This is a genomic window from Bdellovibrio bacteriovorus, from assembly GCF_001592735.1.
Lineage (GTDB): Bacteria > Bdellovibrionota > Bdellovibrionia > Bdellovibrionales > Bdellovibrionaceae > Bdellovibrio > Bdellovibrio bacteriovorus_D.
In genome coordinates, this window is record NZ_LUKE01000001.1 from 1,443,617 (window position 1) to 1,466,497 (window position 22,881).

A 22,881-nucleotide genomic window follows, 5' to 3' on the forward strand; every position below is an offset into this window, starting at 1 on the left:
GCGACTTAAGGACAGACCTTAAAGCCTAGGCCCCAAGGCCATGGTCGTTTGTCAAATACCCCAGTATAATCAGGTGTCTATGTCGCGTATACAAGTCACTTGGGTCGTAAAAACAGGAAGGGGTCAGGTCAAAGGACCTTACTCCACAGAAGCCATTCTTAAAATGATTGGTGAGGGTGTTTTTTCGGGTCAAGAGATGATCTCTAAACTTCCCGACGGACAGTGGACTCTCATTTCTAAAGAACCTTCTTTTTACGACAAACTTTTGGAAGCCCTTGAAGGTGTTGTCGATGTGGATCCGCGAAAAGCGCAAAAGATGGAAGCGGAAACGGTTATTATCCGTCCTCCCCGTCAACAGCGAAATGATCCGTTAAATTCTGGAAATCCATCTTTATCTGGTATCGGCAATAGCCAACCAAAACCCAAAGTGGATGTTTACGAGCAAGCCCCAGTGGCGCCGGCGATGCCGTTACCCCAGACAAATCCGAATTCGGCCCACGAGGATTCCGTGATCGAGCTTTCCAACGTCAGCGAACACGCTAAAAAACTGATGATGGAAAATATCAAGATTCCATTGATTGCTTTAGCATTGATATTGCTAGTGGGCGTTTACTTCTTTTTAGACGACGGACCGGCTGATGGTGAAAAGATCCATCTTTTGGCGCCGAAAAAACCGACGGCGACACTTTCGGATGCTCAAGTAAAAGAAAAATTGAACGAAGCTTTATTTGCGATGGAGCAAGACACGTTTGAGTCCTACTATGCGGCCCAGAACAAACTTGTTTCTATAGTTGAAGGGTCACCTCTTAATATAGAAGTGCGCGCCCTTCTTTGTGTCGTCTATAAGGAGCTGTGGCCCTATGCTTATCAAGACGCGCAAGATATCAAAGCAGTGGCGGGATTAACTCAAGCCACAAGGGCTTTGAATGTCGTCAGTCCTTTTGGTCAAGTTTGTGAAGCGATCAAGCTTTTAACCTCGGGCCGCTTCAAAGAGGCCAAAGGTGTCGTTGAAGCGACGTTAGAAAGTAATGAACCATTTTCGCTGCTCCCCGTTTTATATTCTTTAAAAGCCGAACTTTTAGAGGGCGAAAAAGACTTTATGAACGCTGCCCCTTATTATGAAAAATCAGCTCAGCTTTGGGATAAATGGCTGCATCCTGTTTCTGCTTTGGGTCGCGTTTATATGCAGCAAGGTGATTATGCCTCAGCGTCGGCGGTGCTTAGCAAGGTGATTAAGAAAAATCCAAAACATCGTGAAGCAAAAATTCAAATGGGTATTATTGAATACCGTGGATTTAAAAAGATTGATGCAGCTTACGAATACTTACACACCTCTTTAGAAACGAAAGGGCGAGTCAATAAGCTGATTGAGTCTGAAGGCTATGCGGTTCTTGCAGAAATTTATGTTTTGCGGGGTGAAAAACCAAAAGCTCTTTCGGTGGCGGAAAAAGGATTTTCTTTAAATCCGAACAACTCGGAACTTCGTCAGTTGGTGATTCGCTTAGGTGGTTCGGATAAAGTTAAAGACAAAGGTCAAAATACCGAATTGATTTATGTCGGCGATCAGTACATGCGCCAGGGGGATTATTTAGCCGCTCAAGCGGAATACAAAGCTGCGTTTGAAGTCGATCCCAAAAACGGAACGGCCGCGATGAAGGCCGCTAAAGCGTTGTGGCAGCTAAATCAAAGTTTTGAGGCCATTGAGTGGTTAAATAAAGCGATTAAGGCCGAGCCCAAATTGTTGTCCGCTTATGTCCTGCAAGCTGACTATATGTCACAGCGTTTTGATTTTTTAAACGCGACTCAAGTTTTAACTAATGCCACCCGTATTGCGCCCACCAATTACGAAGTATTGCGTGGACTTGCTTTGCTTGAATACCGCAAAAACAATATGCAAGGGGCGATTAATTACGCCATTCGCGCGATGAAAAATTATGATGGCGATATCGAAACTTATATCTTGTTATCAAAGGCAAATGGGGTGCTGACTCGATCCATTATGCCCCTTAACAAGAAAGAAATTGAGCGCAAAGAAAATTCAGCTAAAGATGCCATTCGTTATGCCACGAAATCGGTGGAAATCGACGCGACCAATCCTGAGGCACAAATTAATTACGCGAAAACCTTGGCCCAGGCCAATGGGGTTGATTCGGGAATTGCCTATTTAAATGAACTGATCAAACGCTTTTCGTACACGATTGAATATCGAATTGCTTTAGCGGAAGTGTATAAGTCTGAAGACCGTTACAGCCAAGCCAAAGAGATCTATGAAAAGATCAATGAAATCGAGCCACGAAATAAAAAAGCCTGGCTAGGTTTGGGCGAATGCGAAAAGGCGATGGGCTTAAATGATAAAGCACTTCGGTCTTTTTTAAGCGCGGCGGCCTTAGATCCCACAGATGGTGAAGCGTTATTCCAAGCCGGAAAGCTGTACTTAGAAACCAGCCGCTTTGAAGAGGCTATCAACCAATTTAAGCGGGTTCAAAGATTGAATCCGAACTATCCGCGAACGTGGTATTACATTGGTAAGTCGGCCTTTTCGGCCGGGGATTTTGCGACGGCCTTAGAGGCCTCGAAGTCGGAAAAAAGATTAAACCCCAATGTGGCCGATTCTTATATTCTGGCCGCTGAAGTCTATACCGCAAGAAAACAATTTGGCGAATGCGCGGGAGAATATTCCCAAGCCATGAAGCTGCGCCCACAAGGGGCCGAGATTTATGTCAAAGCAGCGACTTGTTATCGTCAATCGGGTTCACTAGATGTCGCGGAAGATATGTTGGCCTTAGCCGCCGATCGAGAAAGTGGCTATGCCGAAATCTATCGGGAGCAAGGGGCGGTTTATGAACTTAAAGGGGATGCTCGCTCTGCGGCAAAATCTTATTATAAATATTTAGGACTCTCCCCAAATGCATTGGATCGTGCTGAAATAGAGAACAAGATTTCAAGACTCGGCAACTAGAGAGCGGGACTAGGGAAGGATCACAGCCATGGGAATCGGCGATAAAATGAGAGGTTTTGCAACCAGCGCACAGGACGGCGTTAAGTCCTCAACTCTTTCATTGATGCATATATCGGTGCGCTTGATCACGGGTCTTTTTCTAGGATTGGTTTTGGGGCTTATTGGTCAAGAACTTTTGGGATATGGTACTTTTGCTCTCATCTTCGTGATGGTTGTCGTTATTGGCTTGATCATGAAGTTTATGAGTGGCTGGTCGATGGGGAAAATTTTGATCTTTGATCTCATTTGCATCTTGGTCGCCATGTTACTGCGCATGTACATCCTAGTTGCACCTTAAAAAATACATTCTGCCATACATACTTTTGTGCTATCTGTTCTGAACGGAAGAGGAACTTTTATGATTGATATTAAACTTCTAGAGAAAAAAGCTGAAACTGGAACATCTTATTACGATGAATATAAGCAAAGTTTGATCAATCGTGGAGCGTCCGCGGACATCTTAGATACCGTGATGGGTCTTAGTAAAAAACGCCGTGAGATGATCACGGAGGCCGAAACGGCAAAAGCCAATCAAAACAAACTCAGCGGTGAAATTGGCAAACTAAAACGCGAGGGCAAAGATGCTTCGGCGATTTTAGCAGAAGTTGATAAACTAAAAAGCACGGTTAAAGATCTTGAAGCGAAAGCCGCGGAAGCGGATCTTGAAGTGACGAATTTGCTTTTGACGATGCCAAATAAACCGCACAGCTCTGTTCCGGTGGGGTCTGACGAAAAAGGAAATAAAATCCTTAAGACTGTCGGAACGCCGACAAGTTTTTCTTTTAAAGCAAAAGAGCATTTTGAGTTGGGTGAAAAATTAAACATCATCGATTTTGAACGCGCGGGTAAAACAACCGGAACTCGCTTTGCCTTTCTTAAGGGCGCGGCCGCGGCGATGGAGCGTGGCTTGATCCAGTTTATGATGGATCTGCACTCTCAAAAACATGGTTACACAGAAATGATTCCGCCATTCATGGTGAACAGCAACAGCTTGTTGGGCACGGGGCAGTTTCCAAAATTTAAAGAAGATGTTTTTAACTTAAGCGGGACAGATCTTTATTTGATTCCGACGGCGGAAGTGCCGGTCACTAACTATTATAACAACGAAATTTTGGATGAAAAAGATTTGCCACAAAGTTTCTGCGCGTATTCTCCATGCTTCCGTTCAGAGGCCGGCAGTGCGGGCCGTGATACAAGGGGTTTAATCCGTCAGCATCAGTTCGATAAGGTTGAGTTGATGACCTTCTGTCACCCGGATAAATCTTATGAGGTGCACGAGGCGTTGACCACGCATGCAGAACAGGTCCTTTTGGATTTAGAGCTTCCATTCCGTCGTATGCTTTTGTGTACGGGGGATATGGGTTTTGGAGCAGCGAAAACGCACGATTTAGAAGTGTGGTTGCCGGGTCAGGGGGCTTATCGCGAGATTAGCTCATGCTCTAACTTTGAAGATTTCCAAGCAAGAAGAGCGAATATTCGCTTCCGCTCGGCCGGTGGAAAGCCGCAATTTGTGCATACATTGAATGGATCGGGCTTAGCGGTGGGCAGAACTCTTGTCGCCATCTTAGAAAACAACCAACGCGAAGACGGTTCAATCGCCATTCCAAAGGCACTGCAAAAATATATGGCAGGAAAAACCGAAATCCGCTAAAAGGTGCCTGGCTATTTTTTCTGGCTATGCCGCGTCAAGAGCAACAACTGCTTGAATACCTTCGTCAAAACCCATAAAACGGTCGACGGAGAGTTGGTAGAGCGGTTGAATACACCAGTCTTGAAAACTGGCAGCCCTTCGCGGGGCTCGAGGGTTCGAATCCCTCACTCTCCGCCATTTAAAAACCCGCCTTGCAGCGGGTTTTTTCGTTTCTTATCTAGAGCCAAATACTAAAGCGATACAAACTGTGATGATAATTGGAACTAATGCGTACAATGCAAAAGGCGCCATTTCGCGCGCAGACTCGGCGGCATTTTTTGCTTTTCGTTCGCTAGCTGGTAATGTCTCATTATGTGAACTGTTCATTTCGAACCTCCGGAAATAATGATAAGCGGTAAACGATTGATTTTCAATACCACTACGGACATGAGACGAGCCTAAATTACTCATCTCACGTCTTTAGAATTTCTACTTTTGACGGCAGTTTTGAATTTCATCATTGATGAAATCAAAACGCAGTTGGGCCAACATCAAAATTTCTCTGTTTTCAGTGATGTGAGAAGTGGCAAAGCCTTTAGCTTCAGTTTGGATGATTTTTCCACCTTGTTGATAAGAGCGGCTCACCGTCATGTAAGGAACTTTAGCACTTCCTAAAGTGATGGTTTCAATTTTGATGACTCTGTCAGGAAGTCCAGAATCCCCAACTTTGCAATTGTAAGTGCCGTCTTTGTAGGCCAACGCTGTTGAAGTAATTAGTGTCGCAAGAACGCAAATGATAGCTTTCATGGTTATCTCCTATGGGCCCTATCAGATCATAATCTGACGTGCTGTCATCAGGAATTTTCTTGCCCTTCGCACCAAATCCGTCGATCTTTAAACCCATGATGGAATTTATCGATATCATGCTACATCTGGATAAACACATTCCTGAATGGATTGTGTTTTTTGGCCCATGGCTTTACGTAATCATGTTCTTAGTGATCTTTGCTGAGACCGGATTGGTAGTTACGCCATTCTTACCTGGGGACTCATTGCTATTTGCCTTGGGGGCTTTTACCACAATGGAAGGTGGCTTAAACCTTTGGGTGCTTTTAATATCGCTGACGATTGCGGGAATTTTGGGTGATACCGTCAACTATCACGTCGGTAAATATCTGGGACCAAAAGTTTTCGAAGGTAACTCTCGCATTTTCAAAAAATCATACTTGGAACAAACCCACGCCTTTTATGCAAAATGGGGAGCCTTCACGATTGTGGCGGCTCGCTTTGCGCCGATCGTTCGCACCTTTGCTCCGTTTGTCGCGGGTATCGGCGGGATGGATTATCGCAAATTCATCGTCTACAATATTTTTGGTGCAATATTGTGGGTTTTCACATTTATTTTAGCGGGCCATTTCTTTGGAAATCTTCCGATTGTTCAAAGAAACTTCCACATCGTGATCTTTGGTGTGATTGGCGTTTCTTTATTGCCTATGGTGTGGCCGTGGGTATCTTCGAAATTACAAAAAAAACCGTCGGTTTAAGCGGCGGTTTTTTTATTTCTTAATCTCTCCATATAAGGACTTGCGGCAAAGAATACGGGATCGGCGGCCTGATAGTGATCTAAGATATTCTGTAAAGCGTATTCGCCGGATTTACGAGCTAAAGGATTCGGACTGGTTAACAGCCTTTCTAAAGCACGCATCAAATCTTCATTAAGTTGCTGTTTGGCGACTTCAACAATGGTATCGGCGGCGACTCGATTGTTCGGGGAATACATTTTCTCCCAGATTTTACGTGCGGGATATCCGTAACCACCTAGGACCAAGATAGCATTGGCTTGAACGCGTGCATCTTTATGATCTAAAAGTTGAACCAAAGATTTAGTCATTGTTGGTGGAGCTTGTTCTTTTGAAATCACTCGTCCCACAAGGCTTACAAGCGCTGAAAGGGATCGTGTCCCTAAAAGATTCTCACCTTCAGAGTGGATAAAGTGTTCTAGGGCTAGATCAATTTCTTTAATGACCGCGTCACTTGTTTTGTGAAAGTGGAATGGTTTTAGGGCCGCAAGAATTTCTTCAACTTCTGAATCGCGCTTGGTCACGGCCATAAGACGAGCTTTTTTTAGTACAAAAAGAAGATGGCTGTCGCTACGGAAATAAGACAGGCGATCCCATTGCTTTGATTCATAAGCCCATTCGATCGAGTTAAAATCGCGCGAGCGGCAGATCATAGATTCTTCTTTAAAACCTTTAAGCTGATTCATTTTACGATCAAAGATAAAAGCTAAGCCGTCGACATTTGCGGAAGCCTCACTAAAGAACGCCATGACCTGGTGACTTTTATCATCAATCAGCGATAGCAGTCTCACCGATTCAATCAGCGGCAAGCCGCTTAATGCGTGTCCTTCATCAAGGGCGGTAAACCGCATCGTTCCGCGAGCAAAAGAGGCTTTTAGCTTAAAGTAATGACCTGCTTCCGGAGGCAAAGAATCTTCAATGATTTTTGCCTCTGCAAAAAGATCCCGAATACACGCGGCGGCCAGAGCTTCGCTTGAAAGGCCGTTAGCCATATCATCTTTAAAATGAAAAACGATTTCGTCACCCACGAATTGATAAATCAAACCATCATAGCGTTCGATCACATCGCGAGCTTTGGCGAAATACTTATTTAAAATTTCAATGAGATATTTATCAGATTTTTCTAAAAAGATCTGAGTATACCCATTTAGATCAACCCGGCACATCGTCGCTTGAAAAGTGTATGGAGGCTTGTTCCCACTTTTAAGCTCATGGCGCAATGCGGGCCCTACCGTTTCGCCGTAGGTTTCACTAAGTTCGGCCAAACGAACACGTTCGCCTTCAAAGCCTTTAGAGGCGTTGATCAGTGCGTGTGCCTCCGCGGAAGTGGCCTTGATGTTTTGGATTTCTTCGCGGGTGGTGCTAGTGGAGAGTGCTTTGGAGAGGCTGATGATGTCTTTAAGAAGCATGAAAACGATCAGTGCCACAATGGAGGTGACAATGGCGATATCTTGGACATACATCCATTTCATTAAGAGTGCTTGGTTCCAAATTAACTTGGAGCGATTTTGGAAGACACCTACAGTTAATTTAACGTCTAAGATATTAATAGTGCGAAAAGCTAAGTCTTCATTTTCAAGAATACGACCGTATTCCTGATAGTCCACATTAATGCCGTCCAGATTATTAAAATTATTGTACCAAGCCAGAACTCCTGATGGGCTTTGCACTATATAGAAATCGATAAAATTAACAGCTCGCGCTTTTTCTAAGTTAGATTTAAGGGCATCATAGCTTTCAGACACCATTAGCGGTGCCAATGATTCCTGTACGTAAGTCATCGACCGTTGTCGGTCTGAAATAATCATGTCTGCGACATCTTTGGCGGTTTTATAGAACACCAAGCCGGTGACGACCACGTAAGATATCCAGAATGCCAGCACGATTAGAATAACGACGGGTTTTTTACTTTTTGTTTTGGCGAACAAATCGTACCTCGTCGTCTAAGAATCTAACTTCACCCCTTCTCGCGCCATAGGAATTCCCTCTTGTATCAATGATCGTGATACTGTGAGTTTCAAGCTGGCGTATAAATCCAGGATCTTTGAGTCGTTGTTTGGTTTCTTGATATTCACGTTGAGAGATAAATGATACATACTCGTCCTGTGAACCTGTCTGAGAGGTGCCGCCACCGTTGCCACGATTTACGTTAGCTGGCTGTCTTTGGGTGTTTTGATTGCTAGCGCCAAGAGATACCTGCTGGTTGCTCCCCACTGGATTAACTTGTGCGGCGCCAGAGTCAGGCCGTTGAGAATTAAGGCCCGCTGCTTGAGGTATATTACCAGAAGTTTCTGCGGCTGAAGGCAGACTTCTAGACTCAGAGGCAGGTAGGCGGCTATTTTGAACTTGTGAAGAAGAAGCATCAGCACGTGTCGCCACCGCAGGTTTCTGTGAATCCAAAGTGATGCTTTCAACGACAGTTTCATCGGCACCGATTTTATTTCTCGAAATCAAACCACCTGTAGAACCAGTTTTGGCAACTGCGCTTGTCGTTCCTGTCGCTTGCGCGGTCGAAGCAATTTCACGAATCTGATTTTTGGCCTGTGCCAATGAGGCAGCTGCCTGCGTATTCATCGCACCGGCAATATTATTTGCCGTCGCTAAGATTCCGCTGCTTTGAGATGTGGATTTGGAATACGCATTCGAAATGCCAGTCTCGGTTTTTTGATGGTTTGTATAAATAGTTTCAGATAAAGCCTCGCTTGATGGAATCTTTGTCTGAGCGACAGTCATGGATTTTGGAATGTTGGCCGAAGTATCAGAACTGGCGTTGACAGCGCTCTTGTATACCTCAGAGGTTTGATTTGAAGTAACTTTCGTCTCGGTACCCTTTTTATTATTTGAAGCTGTTTGGGTTGACTTTACGTCAGGAATGGCTATTTTTGCATCTTCCTTTTTTGAATTTTCGGCTTGTGCTTGTTTGGCAATTGAAACACTAGCCGGAGTGGTACCCGTGCTAGCTTCCGATAGATTTGCGAGCGACTCCCCCGCAATGCCTTTATTTAGGTTTTCGCAATTTGTAGTAATCTGCTTAACGCTAGCCTCGGAAAAAAGGCCAACTTTGTGCAGCATCTCATGTTCAATTTTATCAGAACTAACACCGTAGTTTTTGACTGTGTCTGCAACGGTGACATTGATCTTTCCGCCTTCAACAGTGGAAATACCCGGCTGCTTTCCTCGTCTCTCGTCGACACTTTCGCACGTAATTAGCGGCTTTGTTTTTTCTGTGTCCTTCAGAAGCTTAGCTCTCTCCAGCGTGTAAGCCGTTTTAAGGACCTCTAGAGACAAGTCGTTCTCTTTCCCAGCAGGGAAAGTATTTCTAAATTTAGGCTCAGCAAGGCATTTTGAAATTTTGTCTTGTCCCTTTAGGAATTTTGTTAAGGACGAGCCAAGTAAATTATATCCAGAACCCAGAGTTTTTTTGCAGGATTCGTCAATAAGCGAGATGGCGATTGAGTTAGTAAAAAGGTTTTCGAAGCCGTCGTAAGAAGCTAGCTCTTTTTTTAATGGCTCGGACGACGTGGGACATTTATCATCGGGAGAAAAATGCATTAGAAATTTGCTTCGGGTTTGAGAAAACTCTAGGGATAAATTTGAACCTTCTTTAACATACAATATCTCAACGACATCTTTTTCATAAATTTTTCTAATAAAGAGTTGGGACACATCGGCCTTATCGAATTTTACGTCGACCATCAGCTCATCTTTTTTAACGCGCCAAAAATCTATTTTGCCGTCAAGATCTACGTCGAATCTCTGGTCCTCATATCCGTCTGAATACAAAACAAATTTTCCGGGTTTCTGCTCGGGGTTTAGGACTGCTAAGCCAAATTGATCAACAGCGGGATGCCCGGCCCCGAATGCGTTTTGTAAAAATATGACTAAGGAGATGGCTACTTTCACCTAATTCTTTTCGGAAGTTATCAGTAAAATTGAATACATATCTATAAATTGCTGGACGTTTGCCCAGGGGAAAAACTTGTTGTTTCTCTTTATGAGACAATGAAAGAAAATTTTTATATGAACATTAGAAATATAGCACTTATAGGGCTATTACTTACTCTGAGTAATCCGGTTTTAGCCAAGGACATAATACTTAAGAGATACATTCCTGCTAAAAAAGCCTCAATAGAAGTTAAGGCTGTAAGCTTTAAAGGATTTAGAATATCCAAAAATTGCGGTGGTAAAGAGCCCATGACTTGCATGGCGTGGAAATCCACCAGCATTAAAATTCAAAATAGAACGTCTGCCTCGGTTCCCCTGGTGGGTCATCCCGCCGCTAGAAACTGTCAAGATTTGCAAGGGGTGAGTTTAATTTTTCTGGATGATAAAAAAAATGAAGTCGATTATTGCGTTTTCAGAGACGAGTCATTTATAAATTCGTGGGATCTATATCATGCAACTAATAAAAATTAGTCTTTTTTGCCTGATCGCCCAGTTTGCATGGGGCCAACAAAAAGGTGAATATGGTTTGAACCCTGTTCAGGTTGGTGAAAGTGTCGGCGAATTCGAGATATCGGACATGCCAAGAGTTCGCAGCCAAGACAGCTTGGGAATTTGTTATTCGTTTGCCGCAGCAACCTTACTTGACCGGCAGACATGCGTGGATAACCCAGATAAGATAAAGAAGTGCTCTGAAATGCCCGACAATTTTCGCGTGTCTCCTATCGATATGGCCCGCTTTGCGAGTATGCCCGAAGAGGGAAAATCTCGAGATGTAAGAGATAATTATTCGGGCATTAGCGAGTCCGGAAAGCTAGATCTTACCCTAATAAATGCACTTGAAGCGGGTTCTATTGCTAGCGAAGCATGTGCTCCATTCTATCAAATTGTTGCGAATAATCCTGATCCCGTGAAAAGGGAGGAAATCGAAAGGAATTTTTGGCAAAGATTAAGACATTTATACGAGAAATCCAAGGCCAAGCCGGGATGTTCAGATTGTGAAATTGAAACCGCTACTGCTATCGACAATTTTAGAAAAGATTTTGCGTTGAAATCCACGAATGAGGAAATTCTTCGAGCTTTTGGCCAAGATACCTTTGCTAAGTTTCTAGATAAAGCGTTAATTCCAGAAGACTGTAATTTTGCGGGATTGGCGGAAACCAATCCAAAGTATAAGGTTAAAATATATCCGCCCGCAGACTTGCCAAGGAAACCCGGTAAACAATACGACGATAGTTATGAGAAATTGATTGGTCAGATAAAAACTATTCTGAAAGAAAAAAAAGTGCCGATGGGACTTAATTTTTGTGCTCAACAAGGACCATTGACCTTTAAAAGTTTAAAGGAATGTTCGCCCAAACCGGATGAAACATCTTCTGTGACCGGCTTTGGCCACAGCTTAGTCATTAGCGGCTATCGCAAAATCTGTAAGACTAAAAACCCAGAAAACTGCTATGAGGCCTTGAAAGTCGAAAATTCGTGGGGCCAGCAGTGGCAGGACGACAATAATAAAGGCTGGGTTGACGCCAAAGAGCTCTTGAAAAGAAGTTTCTTTGCCAAGGCTTCCCTCACATGGCTCGAAAAAAGAGCACAGTAAAGATCGCTAATACTCAAACCAATCAATATTCAAACAATAAGAAACCTCAGGCGTCTCTGTTAACGATGCATTAATCCGTTTAATCTCCTCCAAAAGCTCTCCACGCAAGCGAACCGCGGCGTCGTGGGAGATCGCCATGGGGCAAGTATAGTGCAAATGTGTATCGCGGTAATAATCCATGCGATGGATGGCGCGTTGGCGCCAGTTTTGGTGGTGGCGCAAGATAAGTGGATGATTGGCATCGATGTGCGAATAACCGCGGCGATAATGAAGGCCTTCGTCGTCTTTGCGTAAGAAGTCGATATCTAATAAAAACTGAACAACGGTTTCGATTTTTTCTTCGGATAAATTTAACTTAGCCGCGATGTCTTTGATGGATTTGCCGTTTGCTGTGGGAACTAAATTGCGAACGCCAGTGTAAACCCAACTGCTGTAATAGGTGGCTTTTTGTTCTTCGGTCAGATGCGCGCGCGTGCTGACCTTCGCAGAAACTTGTTCAGCCTCTTTACGCATCTTGCGGATTTTTGCGCCGATGCGGTTTTTTAACTTCACCGTGCCGGCGCGGCCTAAATCTACAAGTAAGAAAAAATAGTCGGTTTCTTTTTCAGTAAAACCCACGTGCAAGGCCACTTCATAAGCTTGTTCTTGGGAAAGCTGCTTCACCTCGGACAATACTTGGGTCAAAAACGAGGTGCTCATCCCCGTCGCCTGAAGCAGCTCTTTACGGATTTTAGGGGAGTTGTCTTCCCGGGCCAGATAGGTCTTTAAATAGGCTCTATAGTCGTCGTATTCGAATATATTCATTCCCAGGCTCCATTTAAGCATTCCCGTAAACATCAGATCGTCTAAATTTTAGTCAGGTTTAGGGCCGAAATCCATCTCTATTGTGGGGAGGTCCGGGAGTGTCCGTTTACCGTCCGTAAAAAAAACGGCCGAATTTTAAACCCCAAGTAAGTCGAGAAAAAAACGCCGCGAAGTTATTTTTGTTTCACGAAATGGAGTGCAAAATGAACTTCGAAACTACACAAAAGCTGACTGAAGAGACTATGAAACTAGTTAAGCAAGCGGCTCACGATATCCGCTCGCCACTTTCAGTTTTAAGCTTGATCGCGTGCTCTGATAAAGTAGAGATGTGTGAAGAGTCAAGAGAGCTTGTTCGCACGGCCATCAAAAGAATTAACGATATCGCCGCCGAACTTTTGGCAGCTCAAGCAAATAACAACAACAAACAAGAAGTAAAAATTTCAGATAAAAAAGTATCAGTGAAGTCCTTGGTGGACGCGATCGTTTTAGAAAAACAAGTATTAGCCGCGGCCAAAAATGTTGAATTCAAAGTCGTATATAAAGGAGCAAAAAACGTAAACCTGCCAGACTTAGGCGGAAAATTTGAAAGAGCTCTTTCAAACCTTTTAGATAACGCGCTGGAGGCAATTGTAAATAAGGCCGGCAAGATCGTGATTTCGATCACCGAAAAAATGGGAAAGATTTTTTTAAGAATCACCGACAACGGCAAAGGCATTCCACAAGCGATCCTGGCATGTATCGGTACTGAAGGATTTAGCTATGGTAAGCAAAAGAAAATCAGCGGATTTGGTTTAGGTGTGTTTCAAGCCAAATCAGTTGCGGAATCTATCGGCGGCGCTTTAAAGCTTCACAGCCTAGAAGGCCGCGGCACCACAGTTCTTATGGAATTGCCATCGGTTGTGTAGAGCGGTCTTGCGTCATTATGTGGAGCATGTGTATTGCGGCAGAACTTCCGTACTAATGTCGGGGCAAAGGCTTTTAGGACTCCTCTCTGGAACATTTCTTATAGAAAATAATCAGATGGATCGTTTTACGTCGTTATTTTCACTTCTCGTTTCAATTCTATTTTTAAGCGCTTGCGTGCATCCAGTAAAACCTATCCCTCGTGATATTGCTTCGCTGAACGAAGCTGGTAAAGTGGCTGGAATTTGGGTTTTACAAGGGACATCTTCTACCCGTGGTCCTTATAACGGTGAACTTGAGTTGCGTCCGTCACATGACGGAACTTTTGATGTTGTCCGTATTGTTACTTATATCAATTATTTTTACGACGGACTTCGCGTTCAAGAAGTATGGACAGGAAAAGCCGTTCCAGACACCGACACATTGACGTTGTCGTATGATCTTCGTCAAGGCGAATACATAACTAAACTGGGGGAAACTTCTAAATCAACTAGAGATTTACAAACCCCCCTGACCGTCGCGATGCGATTTTTACCGACACCCGCAGGACTGGCTGCGCAGTTTTCCGATATGAAGGTTTCAGAATACTCAGAGTGGTTAACGACCAGTAGACCTTTAGAAGCACAACCATTGTGGAGAGGAGAAAACCAGACAATAAGTGCGCAAGGAAAAACTATTCCAGCCACAGAACGAAAAAAAATTCGTGAGGCGCAAAAGATTCTTAACTTTACAAAAGACTCGTTTATTCAAAATTATAAAAGCAGACCCCAATTTAAAAATGAATTACCGGAGATTTTTGTCGAAGGTGTTGATCAGGGATTTTACCGCAGCAATAAAGATATTATCAGACTGGTAAATAAAATAACGGATGATGCTACGATCATGGAAGCGGTCTTAAGACAAAATGCCTACATGCCTTCACCTAAAGAAAAGGCCCTTCGTTATGATGACTCCATTGAAAAAAGAAATTTCAGTCCGGCGAATCTAGTCGTGGTGCGCAAGGCCGTGCAGAACAATCTGAATGTCTTTAGTGAAGATCCTGATGCTGCGTTCACGACCGGAATGTATTTAGCGTCCCAAGCGATGCGCTTTAAGGTGACGCAAGAAATGCAAAGCATGCAAAACATGAAGCGTGCCTTGAGTGGATTGCGTGGATTGACTGAAATTTCTAAAGAACAAATGCAAATCGCAAGTGTTATGGCCCCGGCCCCCCCAGATCTTCCCGAAGGTTGGATTCAAGGGACGGGAGGCTATCAAAAGTTTATTTGGACCCCAGGCAATCAAAAACAAAGTTTCATTGGAATGCTACACGGCCTTACTTGGGCTGCGATCGTGACACCAAGATCCGAATCTGACGTGTGGATGAATTTGCATGAAATTTTAAAAGAGCTAAATAAAAAAGATCTAGGCGTTCTTTCAGAAAATTTGCGAGCAACGTTAGAAGGTTTAAATGCCCTTGTCCTCGAAGACGGCTCAGCCCAAATTAGATTTTCAAATATGCGCGCCTCGCAAAAAGGCTTTTATTGGAACGGAAACGCGGATTGGGCGCGAGAATTTGAAAGCCTTTTAGAAGCGGTAAATAATATCCAGCTTGCGACCGCACTTAATAATATTTCGGCAGTAAAAGAATGGAAAAAATATTTAGCAGATGAAGGGCAAGTCTATGGCCCGATCCAACGACCTTTACGAATCCTTGCGAACTTTGGTTTCGGGGGAGCGAAAGACGATGGGAATACTTCGTCTGACGGCGTAAATGAAGCCTTGAGGGCATTAAACGAAGTGCCTTACCCGCGGCCTCGCCTGGATGTGAGAATTGATCATTCTGGGGACCCGGCCTGGGTGGCGTCCCCGGTACCAAGAAATTATTGGACGGTGACGGCTAAGAACTCAAAGTCCGTCGTCAGCTATTATCAAGGCTTACAGCAGATCCCTATTTATAAGCTCCCCGCAGTCACTAGCCGCTTTATCTGGAAAGAAGACGCCTTTCAGTATCAAGGCAAGGGCACGGGGGATATTGAGGCCACCGGCGTGGATTACGTTTATGCCTACTGGCTAGCGCGTTTTTGTGGAGTTTCCAACCTCCAGTAATATGTGGATAAGTCTGGGGAGTCTGTGGTAAAAGGCCGCCATGAAGAAAAAAACCGGCCGCGACCCTAAAGAGTTAAAAGATTTCGCCCTAGGTGAAAATGAAACCAAATATCCTGAAACATATGCTCCAGAAATTCTAGAGGCGTTTGATAATAAAAACCCGGGCAAAATTTCCTGGACGACGTTTGTTTGTACTGAGTTTACTTCTCTGTGTCCAAAGACGGGGCAGCCTGATTTTGCAAAAATTTTCGTGAACTATATCGCTGATAAAAAGATGGTCGAATCTAAGTCATTGAAACTTTATCTTTTCAGCTTCCGTAACCATGGCGACTTCCACGAAGACTGCGTGCAAACGATTTGTGATGATTTAGTAAAACTAATGAAGCCCAAATATATCGAAGTTATTGGGGAGTTTACTCCACGCGGAGGCATTGCGATTTATCCTTACGCAAGCTTTGCGACCAAGGACAAGTTCTTCCAAGATCTTTATAAGAAACGCTTAAGCGAATATGCTCCGGGCAAATACTCCATGGAGCTCTCTAAACTTTATTGACCGCTAAACAGATGACGGCGACAGTTGATATATGAAAACTGTCGCCTTATTTATTCTTTCGCTCTGTTTGCTTGTCACTTTTCCTGCGCATTCAGGGCCCCTTCGTGATCTGATCAAAGATCGCTGGGTTCAAAAACAAAAAAATAAGCCTGCCCCGGAAGCTCGCGAAGATATCAAGACGCCTCTAACACCTGGTGATTATACTTTTAAGATTTTATCTAGCGGTGAGCCGCGCTATTACAAGCTGCATGTTCCAAAAAGCTATGACGCCAAAAAGCCCACGCCGCTGATGTTTGCGATCCACGGTGGTGGCGGCAACATGGAAATACAAGCGGACGATAAATATTATGGCCAAATAACTAAGTCTGAGTCGGTGGGATATATCGTGGCCTTCCCGAATGGCTCAAGCCCATTTCAAAGTGGAAAAGTAGCCACGTGGAATGCCGGAGCCTGCTGTGGACAAGCCAGAGACAATAAGATCAATGACGTTCAATTCTTTAAAGACATGGTTAAGACAATTTCCGGGCAGCTGAATATTGATCCTAAAAGAATCTATGCCGTGGGCATGTCCAATGGCGGGATGATGGCGTATCGTCTGGCTTGTGAAATGTCCGACACCTTCGCGGGCATTGCTTCAGTGGCAGGTACGGACAACACGATAGAATGCAAACCTAAGCGTTCGATTTCAGTTTTGCACATTCACGCTAAGGATGATGATCACGTTCTTTTTGGTGGGGGTGCTGGCAAAAAGGCTTTTAAGGATCTTTCTGCTGTAACGGAATTTAAATCTGTTCCTGATACAATTCAAAAATGGGTTTCACTCAATGCCTGCAAGTCAGGTGCAAGAAAGGTCTTAGAAAAAAATGGAGCTTTTTGTGAACGTTATACCGGCTGTAAGTCTGAAACAGCGGTGCAACTTTGTGTGACTGAGGGCGGAGGGCATTCTTGGCCAGGAGGCACAAAGCCTCGAGCTGGAGCCGGAGCGACTCCGTCCACAGCTATTTCTGCGAACGAAGTCATCTGGGACTTTTTTAATTAATTGCAGATACGGGAATCTGTTGAAGTCACAGAAAGCAATTCGTAGGGATTGAAAGCGGGATTGCTGACTTGATATTTCTTAATTTTTACTCTTACCTGTTTGTTAACGATGGTTTGCTCGTCGTTACCTAAGTAAGAAACTGCGAATACGGCCGTGTAAACGTAGTCATGAATACCTTGATCTACAGCGATTTCTTGGATGCTAACATTTTCAAGCTTGAAGTTAGCGTCTGTTGGTAAAGTGCATTTTTCTAAAGCCGCTTCAACCATCAAAGATTCAACTTCATAGTTAAAAGTTTTAGCGAAAGCAGATGCTGATAAAGATAAAGCGGCGACAAGAACTAGTTTCAACATAAATTCTCCGATTGGTTATTTGTGAACACCTGATACCCGAGAAGTTGCCGAAACTCGTGTTAGGATTTCGTTCCAGGAAAAAAATCCATGACTTGGGCTTCTGGGCGACTCAATGCTCACGACTCTCTGTTGTAAAACGCTAAATTCTTACCGGAAGTTCTTGATGAAATACCTGAGTTTTTTTTGTATTAAATAGGCGCAGACTATATCGGATTAAAATGGCGGAGAAGGAGGGATTCGAACCCTCGGTACACTTTTGGTGTACGAGCATTTAGCAAACGCTTGGTTTCAGCCACTCACCCACCTCTCCGCGGACGATTTAACGTGCTGAAGGTAAGAAATTGCCATAGGCGCCCCCCATAATCAAGGATTAGCCCGGGTTCTTTTTGTAAATTTCGCAAGAATGCTTGCTTTTTGTCTGGCCGCGGACTATCAATACGTCTCCTTTACACGTGCACTCGTAGCTCAGCTGGATAGAGTACTTGACTACGAATCAAGTGGTCAGAGGTTCGAATCCTCTCGAGTGCACCATTTTTCTCCCTTTAGTCATTCCCGGAACGACAATCAGTTTTGACCCCAAAATGTATATTTTCATTTGACGCACAGCTCATATTTCTAAGGAATAGCTGTACCCACGTTTGAGCCGTAAAATGCTATGAAATGAAATTGCTAAAATATTCAGCAGCCAGCGTGTGTGCGGTCTTCTTGTTTGTTGGGGGGGCCGTCGCGGCGCCTTTGGGGACTATTCCATTTATCGATACGCAGTTTTTAAGGATCATCTTAGATCTTAGATCGGACCTGTGGAGATCCCCCTATTCTTATAAGGCCTCACCCATACGCATCATAAACGGAGAGTTTCGTATTCCGGTCGCTTATGGGGATTCTTGGAATATCTCGGCGAATATTTCAAATGAAAGTCTGAGCCTTAGCAATACCGAGTTTCACGTCGCTGATCGCGACGTCTTCATTGGTAATAATTTGCAGACGCAATCCATTGGTTTAGGTATTAATAAGACCTTCAGTGATAGTTCGGTTTTAATGTTTATGGGGGCTTATGCCACGGCCAGTGATAATCCCTATGCCGAACCTCGGGATCGCTGGTTTGAGGGTAATTTGGTTTACAGATCCAAATCACTAGGGAGTTACAAATATATTTTAGCCGTGAATCAGTCTGCCAATCGGGGCTTGGCGAATGATCGACCGTTTCCTTATTTAGGGGTTATTTTTCAGCCCAATGATAACTTTGAAGTTCATGTTGGTTTTCCGTTCATGCGGATCCTTTGGCAAAAGGAAAATGATTGGCGAAGAATTGCACATGTCACTCCATTTGGAGCGTACTTTGATATCGAAAAAAATCTTACGGATGACTTTGTTTATCATGGTCGCGCCGAGTACGCCATTCGATCGTATCTTTATAAAAACCGCTTAGAAGATGAAACGCGTCTCTACTTTCAAGAAATGAGCCTTGAAGGTGGTATCAGAAAAGAACTGACGGTGACGACAACAGTCGGGCTGGCCCTCGGTTATGCATTCGATCGTCGTTTGTACGAGTCGAGATCTGTTTATGAACCTCGGGAAGCAAAAACGGCATTAGATTCTGATCTTTACGGCCGCCTTCGATTGGAATTCAACTTATGATTCAGTTTATTTTTCTTTGCTGCTTATTTTTTGTGACAAGCTCTTGCGCGCCCTTTGTGGATTCACCCTTTTCAGATCAACTTCTAAGACCCGACCGAAATATCAATCAAAAGTCCATTGATTCATTGGGGGATATTGAGGCGGACGGCACCATTCGCATTGCCCTATTTGCAGACCCCCATCAGAACTATAAAGATTTAGATCGCGTGCTTTTTGAAATCAACCAAGAGACTGCCATTGATTTTGTTGTCGGTTTAGGAGACTACACCAATAGTGGTTATAATTTAGAATATGACCAATTTATTTCAGCGTTAGATTCCATTCGTTTCCCACGCATGATGGTGATCGGTAATCATGACTCGGTGGGTGCGGGGCCCGAGCTATTTAAAAAAGCATTTGGGCCGGTGAACTTTTATTTTGAAAGCACTTCGCACAGATATATTTTTTTTAACGGCAATAACTGGGAAAATCCCGATGACTTTGATCCTAGCTGGTTGAAGTCTGCCGTGGATGGAACCAGTAAAAAAATTATTTTATTTTCACACGTGCCGATCATGGATGCAGAACGGTTTAAAGATGACGTTTTAGCCACCATGCAGGGAATTATCGCGGATCCTAAGGTGCAGCTTTCACTCAACGGTCATAACCACGTTTATCAATTAACGACATCTAACAGCACTATACTTTTGCAGGTCGGGCGTGTTGAAGGCCACCATTGGGTGATCTTAGAAATTCAAGGAAACAATCTTTGCATTAAGCGCATGGACAACTCGGAGTCAGATTGCAGAACCTTAAAATAACAATCCTTATCTTCAGTTTTTTCTTTAGTCTGCCGGCATTCAGCTCGGAATGGCGTGCGGTCTTGGAGCGTGCGGGATTTTTAGGAAAATATGCATTAGGTGTCAGCTATGAACCCACATTAAATCATGCGGTGGACTATCTTTTAGGTGCCTATCAAATTGGGGGAGAGAATTTTTATCAATCTAATTTCATGTACCGTTATTCTCGTTGGCATGTGCCGGTGCATGGACATTCTTGGAGGCCTTTGCAGATGGGGGCGTTCATGGTGGTAGCAATGAACAATGACCGATACTTTATGAAATCTCCAGATCAATATCCAGAATCCAATTATTATGATTTTACTGCTGTTCGCTATGGCATTGAATTCGGCTCGACGTTCACGTTTTTCCCAAGCCGACTGGGATTGGGTTATCATTTAAGAGTTTTTGATAATGGGGTGGTCGCGATTTTTAATAATTCAAATCGCGATTTGCAATATTATATTTCTTCAGGGATCTCGTTGCAGTATTTGTTTTAAATTACCAGTAACCTAAAATCTTCCACCACACGGCGCAACCCACGGCCCAAACCATCAGATTTACGACACTGGTGACTAGTCCCCATTTCCACCACTCCCCCATCGTGACGTAACCCGCACCAAATAAAACAGGGGCAGAGCCTGTTCCGTAATGAGTGATTGAAGCACACAGTGACGAGGCAAAGCCTAAGAAAAGTCCAAACATCAAAGGCGGCGCGCCTAACGCCACACCCACGCCAAAAAAGGACGCAAACAGGGCGGAGATATGGGCGGTGTTGCTGGCAAAGAAATAGTGAATGTAAACGTAAATCAAAACTAAAATGACAGAGGCCTCAACCCAGCCTAAGCCCATGTCTTTGATGGTGCCCTGGATCTCGGTAGAAAACCATGTGATGACACCCAGTTTGTTTAAAAACGTGGCCATCATCACCAAAGATGCAAACCAAGTCACCGTATCCCAAGCGCCTTTTTCTTTTAAAAGGTCATCCCAAGTCAAAACGCCGCTAAATAATAAAACACCTAAACCCACAAAGGCCGCCGCCGTGGGATCAATAGCAAATAAAGGATCGCTAGAAATTAAACTGGGCACCCCCGCCCACAATGCTAAAAGAAGAGCGAAGACGCCGACCATGATCCACTCATCAAGTTTTAACGGACCCATGGCGGCTAATTTTTCGCGCGCAAATTGGGAAGCATTCGGTGTTGATTTAATTTCTGGCGGATAAAGTTTAAATAAAACCCACGGAATAATCAGAATGGCTAAAACTCCGGGGACGAAAGCAGCAATGGCCCAGTCGGCCCAGCTCACGGTGACTCCAGAAATATCTTTGATGCCGCTTGTGACTAAAGGATTCGGAGCCGTGGCGGTGATAAACATGGCGGAGGTAATAATATTAATTTGGTAAGCGACCAATGTAAGAAACGCACCCAGCTTTAAGCGAGAGGCTTCATCGGGAAAAGATCCCATTGATTCCGAAATAGATCGATTGATAGGATACATCACTCCGCCACCACGAGCCGTATTACTTGGCATGACAGGTGAAAGGACAAGCTCTGCAAGCGAAAGACCGTAACTGATACCCAAAGTTTTTTTGCCAAAGACGCGCACGAAATAGTAAGCCACGCGTGCACCAAGACCAGTTTTGATAAATCCACGCGAAATAAAAAACGCAATACCAATCAACCAAATCAAAGTATTTGAAAAACCACTTAAAGCATCGGCCATGGCTTTGCCGGGATTTCCAGGATTGGTAACTTGAGAAATACCGACGCAAAGAATTCCGATAATTGCGGCACCACCAATGGGTAAAGCCTTGCCGATGATAGCCACAATAGTGCCGATAAAAATTCCGAGCAATCGCCAAGCATTGATATCGACACTTTCGGGAGGTGGAATAATAAACCAGAAGGCCATGGTGACCACAAAAGCGATGATGGCTGGCAAGACTTTTACGTGGGGCAGTTTCATAAGTGTCTCCAAGATGATTAAACAATTTTTGATCGCTAAAAATATGAAAGCAATCTTTAATCTAGACGCGTTTAAAATATGAAGGTTAAATCCATGTTATGAAGATTTCATTTTTTGCAAAAATCGGAATGTTGTTTGTAGCCTTAGCTGGTGTCTTATACATGATGCGAGGTTTGAATTCTGCTGACGTCAGCGAAAAACTGACGGACCCGGATAACACTCTTAATTTATTGTTAGGTGGCGACGAGAAAGTCACCAACTGGTGTCCACCTGAAACTGTGGCCGTGGAGTTTTATGGGGATGACGGGAATGTGTCGCAGACGTTTAGTTCCGCGGTGGACATAAGCTCGATGTGCGAGATTTTAGTGGGCTCCTTTAACAACGACGGGATCGATGAAAAGACCTACACCAAGCGTTTGGTGGCGAAATCAAAAGCGGGTGACGCCACGGTATTAGAGCAAATTCCGGAAAAACCCATCTTTCGGGTGCAGGGTTTGCCCTTCAGATCACCTATGTTGCTTAAAAATATGGCAAATCCAGCTAAACCCTAGCTGAAATCTGTTTGACAGGCGGGGCGGTTTTGCCCTAATTTAGCGATTCACCGAGTTCAGAAGTAGCTCAGTCGGTAGAGCAAGCGGCTGTTAACCGCTGGGTCGGGGGTTCGAGTCCCTCCTTCTGAGCCATTTTTCTTTTAGTCGAACTTTTGTCCTCATCGTTATAATTCCTTGGCACAAAGTCATAAAAAAGCTCTAGCTTGTTTGAGTAAACGACAATTTTGGGTATCAGTGTTTGAATAATTTGTTTCTTTTCCAAGTCACACCTCTTGTCGAAATCTTTCAACGCGTTTTCTAAAAGTTCGCGCACTTTTGTGTCATGGTATTGATTCTCTAAGATAGATCGTTCTGCATTAAGAGCTGCAACTTCGATTTGCAACCCAGCGAGTTCAATTTCAAGCTTCTCCTTTTCATCA

At 44.0% G+C, this 22,881-nt stretch carries 21 protein-coding genes and 4 tRNA genes; 17 read left to right on the forward strand and 8 right to left on the reverse strand.

What is annotated here, in order from left to right; all coding sequences use genetic code 11:
* Nucleotides 1-79 precede the first annotated feature (79 nt).
* The 4 genes from AZI86_RS06985 to AZI86_RS07000 all read left to right on the forward strand — a co-directional run bounded on the left by AZI86_RS06985 (nucleotide 80) and on the right by AZI86_RS07000 (nucleotide 4,826).
* Complete coding sequence (locus AZI86_RS06985) at nucleotides 80-2,959, forward strand: tetratricopeptide repeat protein (RefSeq protein WP_061834358.1); 2,880 nt, start codon at nucleotides 80-82, stop codon at nucleotides 2,957-2,959.
* Between the two features lie 28 nt (nucleotides 2,960-2,987).
* Nucleotides 2,988-3,296 (forward strand): hypothetical protein, encoded by a 309-nt coding sequence (locus AZI86_RS06990; RefSeq protein ID WP_061834359.1) that lies wholly within the window; start codon nucleotides 2,988-2,990, stop codon nucleotides 3,294-3,296.
* A gap of 60 nt (nucleotides 3,297-3,356) precedes the next feature.
* A complete protein-coding gene (gene serS, locus AZI86_RS06995) occupies nucleotides 3,357-4,649 on the forward strand; it encodes a serine--tRNA ligase (RefSeq protein WP_061834360.1) in 1,293 nt (430 codons plus the stop codon).
* 87 nt (nucleotides 4,650-4,736) lie between these two features.
* Nucleotides 4,737-4,826: transfer RNA gene (locus AZI86_RS07000), tRNA-Ser, on the forward strand.
* Nucleotides 4,827-4,862: 36 nt separating this feature from the next.
* Here the strand turns inward: AZI86_RS07000 and AZI86_RS19185 are convergent.
* Nucleotides 4,863-5,015 carry a hypothetical protein gene (locus tag AZI86_RS19185; RefSeq protein WP_157684650.1) on the reverse strand — a complete coding sequence of 51 codons (153 nt, stop codon included), beginning with the start codon at nucleotides 5,013-5,015 and terminating at the stop codon, nucleotides 4,863-4,865.
* A 102-nt stretch (nucleotides 5,016-5,117) separates the two neighbouring features.
* Complete coding sequence (locus AZI86_RS07005; RefSeq protein WP_061834361.1) at nucleotides 5,118-5,435, reverse strand: hypothetical protein; 318 nt, start codon at nucleotides 5,433-5,435, stop codon at nucleotides 5,118-5,120.
* 98 nt (nucleotides 5,436-5,533) lie between these two features.
* On the opposite strand from AZI86_RS07005, the gene AZI86_RS07010 reads away from it, so the two are divergent.
* Nucleotides 5,534-6,172, forward strand: coding sequence for a DedA family protein (locus tag AZI86_RS07010; protein WP_061835087.1), 639 nt, complete (start codon nucleotides 5,534-5,536; stop codon nucleotides 6,170-6,172).
* On the opposite strand, the gene AZI86_RS07015 is transcribed toward AZI86_RS07010, so the two are convergent.
* A complete protein-coding gene (locus tag AZI86_RS07015; RefSeq protein ID WP_061834362.1) occupies nucleotides 6,169-8,136 on the reverse strand; it encodes a hypothetical protein in 1,968 nt (655 codons plus the stop codon). The two genes, AZI86_RS07010 and AZI86_RS07015, sit on opposite strands and share 4 nt — an antisense overlap.
* A complete protein-coding gene (locus AZI86_RS07020; protein WP_061834363.1) occupies nucleotides 8,114-10,111 on the reverse strand; it encodes a hypothetical protein in 1,998 nt (665 codons plus the stop codon). The genes AZI86_RS07015 and AZI86_RS07020 overlap by 23 nt, the downstream gene beginning before the upstream one ends.
* A gap of 99 nt (nucleotides 10,112-10,210) precedes the next feature.
* Between AZI86_RS07020 and AZI86_RS07025 the strand changes: the two genes are divergently transcribed.
* Nucleotides 10,211-10,624: a DUF333 domain-containing protein gene (locus AZI86_RS07025; RefSeq protein ID WP_061834364.1), complete on the forward strand. Its 414-nt coding sequence runs from the start codon at nucleotides 10,211-10,213 to the stop codon at nucleotides 10,622-10,624.
* Nucleotides 10,605-11,747: a hypothetical protein gene (locus AZI86_RS07030; RefSeq protein ID WP_061834365.1), complete on the forward strand. Its 1,143-nt coding sequence runs from the start codon at nucleotides 10,605-10,607 to the stop codon at nucleotides 11,745-11,747. Before AZI86_RS07025 ends, AZI86_RS07030 begins: the two co-directional genes overlap by 20 nt.
* Nucleotides 11,748-11,753: 6 nt before the next feature.
* On the opposite strand, the gene AZI86_RS07035 is transcribed toward AZI86_RS07030, so the two are convergent.
* Nucleotides 11,754-12,551, reverse strand: coding sequence for a TIGR02147 family protein (locus AZI86_RS07035; RefSeq protein WP_061834366.1), 798 nt, complete (start codon nucleotides 12,549-12,551; stop codon nucleotides 11,754-11,756).
* A 203-nt stretch (nucleotides 12,552-12,754) separates the two neighbouring features.
* On the opposite strand from AZI86_RS07035, the gene AZI86_RS07040 reads away from it, so the two are divergent.
* From AZI86_RS07040 to AZI86_RS07055, 4 genes are all read left to right on the forward strand, one after another.
* Nucleotides 12,755-13,456: a sensor histidine kinase gene (locus tag AZI86_RS07040; protein ID WP_061834367.1), complete on the forward strand. Its 702-nt coding sequence runs from the start codon at nucleotides 12,755-12,757 to the stop codon at nucleotides 13,454-13,456.
* A 115-nt stretch (nucleotides 13,457-13,571) separates the two neighbouring features.
* Nucleotides 13,572-15,542, forward strand: coding sequence for a hypothetical protein (locus tag AZI86_RS07045; protein ID WP_061834368.1), 1,971 nt, complete (start codon nucleotides 13,572-13,574; stop codon nucleotides 15,540-15,542).
* A 40-nt stretch (nucleotides 15,543-15,582) separates the two neighbouring features.
* Nucleotides 15,583-16,095: a preQ(1) synthase gene (gene queF, locus AZI86_RS07050; protein ID WP_061834369.1), complete on the forward strand. Its 513-nt coding sequence runs from the start codon at nucleotides 15,583-15,585 to the stop codon at nucleotides 16,093-16,095.
* Between the two features lie 31 nt (nucleotides 16,096-16,126).
* The gene (locus AZI86_RS07055; RefSeq protein ID WP_061834370.1) at nucleotides 16,127-17,134 is read left to right on the forward strand and encodes an alpha/beta hydrolase family esterase; all 1,008 of its coding nucleotides are present in this window, start codon (nucleotides 16,127-16,129) and stop codon (nucleotides 17,132-17,134) included.
* On the opposite strand, the gene AZI86_RS07060 is transcribed toward AZI86_RS07055, so the two are convergent.
* Together AZI86_RS07060 and AZI86_RS07065 are read right to left on the reverse strand one after the other, a co-directional pair.
* Nucleotides 17,131-17,487 (reverse strand): hypothetical protein, encoded by a 357-nt coding sequence (locus AZI86_RS07060; RefSeq protein ID WP_061834371.1) that lies wholly within the window; start codon nucleotides 17,485-17,487, stop codon nucleotides 17,131-17,133. The genes AZI86_RS07055 and AZI86_RS07060 overlap by 4 nt on opposite strands.
* Nucleotides 17,488-17,706: 219 nt before the next feature.
* Nucleotides 17,707-17,797: transfer RNA gene (locus tag AZI86_RS07065), tRNA-Ser, on the reverse strand.
* Nucleotides 17,798-17,941: 144 nt separating this feature from the next.
* Here AZI86_RS07065 and AZI86_RS07070 point away from each other — a divergent pair.
* The 4 genes from AZI86_RS07070 to AZI86_RS07085 all read left to right on the forward strand — a co-directional run bounded on the left by AZI86_RS07070 (nucleotide 17,942) and on the right by AZI86_RS07085 (nucleotide 20,443).
* Nucleotides 17,942-18,018 (forward strand) — tRNA-Arg (locus tag AZI86_RS07070).
* 129 nt (nucleotides 18,019-18,147) lie between these two features.
* Nucleotides 18,148-19,125: a hypothetical protein gene (locus AZI86_RS07075; RefSeq protein WP_061834372.1), complete on the forward strand. Its 978-nt coding sequence runs from the start codon at nucleotides 18,148-18,150 to the stop codon at nucleotides 19,123-19,125.
* Nucleotides 19,122-19,925 (forward strand): metallophosphoesterase family protein, encoded by an 804-nt coding sequence (locus AZI86_RS07080; RefSeq protein WP_061834373.1) that lies wholly within the window; start codon nucleotides 19,122-19,124, stop codon nucleotides 19,923-19,925. The genes AZI86_RS07075 and AZI86_RS07080 overlap by 4 nt, the downstream gene beginning before the upstream one ends.
* Nucleotides 19,907-20,443: a hypothetical protein gene (locus AZI86_RS07085; RefSeq protein WP_253715809.1), complete on the forward strand. Its 537-nt coding sequence runs from the start codon at nucleotides 19,907-19,909 to the stop codon at nucleotides 20,441-20,443. Before AZI86_RS07080 ends, AZI86_RS07085 begins: the two co-directional genes overlap by 19 nt.
* A 1-nt stretch (nucleotide 20,444) precedes the next feature.
* Here the strand turns inward: AZI86_RS07085 and AZI86_RS07090 are convergent, their stop codons facing one another.
* The gene (locus tag AZI86_RS07090) at nucleotides 20,445-21,911 is read right to left on the reverse strand and encodes a DASS family sodium-coupled anion symporter (RefSeq protein ID WP_061834374.1); all 1,467 of its coding nucleotides are present in this window, start codon (nucleotides 21,909-21,911) and stop codon (nucleotides 20,445-20,447) included.
* Between the two features lie 98 nt (nucleotides 21,912-22,009).
* On the opposite strand from AZI86_RS07090, the gene AZI86_RS07095 reads away from it, so the two are divergent.
* Entirely contained in the window at nucleotides 22,010-22,462 is a 453-nt protein-coding gene (locus AZI86_RS07095) for a hypothetical protein (protein ID WP_061834375.1), read from the forward strand.
* 56 nt (nucleotides 22,463-22,518) lie between these two features.
* A tRNA-Asn gene (locus tag AZI86_RS07100) sits at nucleotides 22,519-22,594 on the forward strand.
* The last annotated feature ends 287 nt before the right edge of the window (nucleotides 22,595-22,881 follow it).

What these genes read in the sequence shown, in the direction of transcription:
- AZI86_RS06985 (WP_061834358.1), top strand. Translation starts at nt 80, where the DNA reads ATGTCGCGTATACAAGTCACTTGGGTCGTAAAAACAGGAAGGGGTCAG.
- AZI86_RS06990 (WP_061834359.1), top strand. Translation starts at nt 2,988, where the DNA reads ATGGGAATCGGCGATAAAATGAGAGGTTTTGCAACCAGCGCACAGGAC.
- serS (WP_061834360.1), top strand. Translation starts at nt 3,357, where the DNA reads ATGATTGATATTAAACTTCTAGAGAAAAAAGCTGAAACTGGAACATCT.
- AZI86_RS19185 (WP_157684650.1), bottom strand. Translation starts at nt 5,015, where the DNA reads ATGAACAGTTCACATAATGAGACATTACCAGCTAGCGAACGAAAAGCA.
- AZI86_RS07005 (WP_061834361.1), bottom strand. Translation starts at nt 5,435, where the DNA reads ATGAAAGCTATCATTTGCGTTCTTGCGACACTAATTACTTCAACAGCG.
- AZI86_RS07010 (WP_061835087.1), top strand. Translation starts at nt 5,534, where the DNA reads ATGGAATTTATCGATATCATGCTACATCTGGATAAACACATTCCTGAA.
- AZI86_RS07025 (WP_061834364.1), top strand. Translation starts at nt 10,211, where the DNA reads ATGAAAGAAAATTTTTATATGAACATTAGAAATATAGCACTTATAGGG.
- AZI86_RS07030 (WP_061834365.1), top strand. Translation starts at nt 10,605, where the DNA reads ATGCAACTAATAAAAATTAGTCTTTTTTGCCTGATCGCCCAGTTTGCA.
- AZI86_RS07035 (WP_061834366.1), bottom strand. Translation starts at nt 12,551, where the DNA reads ATGAATATATTCGAATACGACGACTATAGAGCCTATTTAAAGACCTAT.
- AZI86_RS07040 (WP_061834367.1), top strand. Translation starts at nt 12,755, where the DNA reads ATGAACTTCGAAACTACACAAAAGCTGACTGAAGAGACTATGAAACTA.
- AZI86_RS07045 (WP_061834368.1), top strand. Translation starts at nt 13,572, where the DNA reads ATGGATCGTTTTACGTCGTTATTTTCACTTCTCGTTTCAATTCTATTT.
- queF (WP_061834369.1), top strand. Translation starts at nt 15,583, where the DNA reads ATGAAGAAAAAAACCGGCCGCGACCCTAAAGAGTTAAAAGATTTCGCC.
- AZI86_RS07055 (WP_061834370.1), top strand. Translation starts at nt 16,127, where the DNA reads ATGAAAACTGTCGCCTTATTTATTCTTTCGCTCTGTTTGCTTGTCACT.
- AZI86_RS07060 (WP_061834371.1), bottom strand. Translation starts at nt 17,487, where the DNA reads ATGTTGAAACTAGTTCTTGTCGCCGCTTTATCTTTATCAGCATCTGCT.
- AZI86_RS07075 (WP_061834372.1), top strand. Translation starts at nt 18,148, where the DNA reads ATGAAATTGCTAAAATATTCAGCAGCCAGCGTGTGTGCGGTCTTCTTG.
- AZI86_RS07080 (WP_061834373.1), top strand. Translation starts at nt 19,122, where the DNA reads ATGATTCAGTTTATTTTTCTTTGCTGCTTATTTTTTGTGACAAGCTCT.
- AZI86_RS07090 (WP_061834374.1), bottom strand. Translation starts at nt 21,911, where the DNA reads ATGAAACTGCCCCACGTAAAAGTCTTGCCAGCCATCATCGCTTTTGTG.
- AZI86_RS07095 (WP_061834375.1), top strand. Translation starts at nt 22,010, where the DNA reads ATGAAGATTTCATTTTTTGCAAAAATCGGAATGTTGTTTGTAGCCTTA.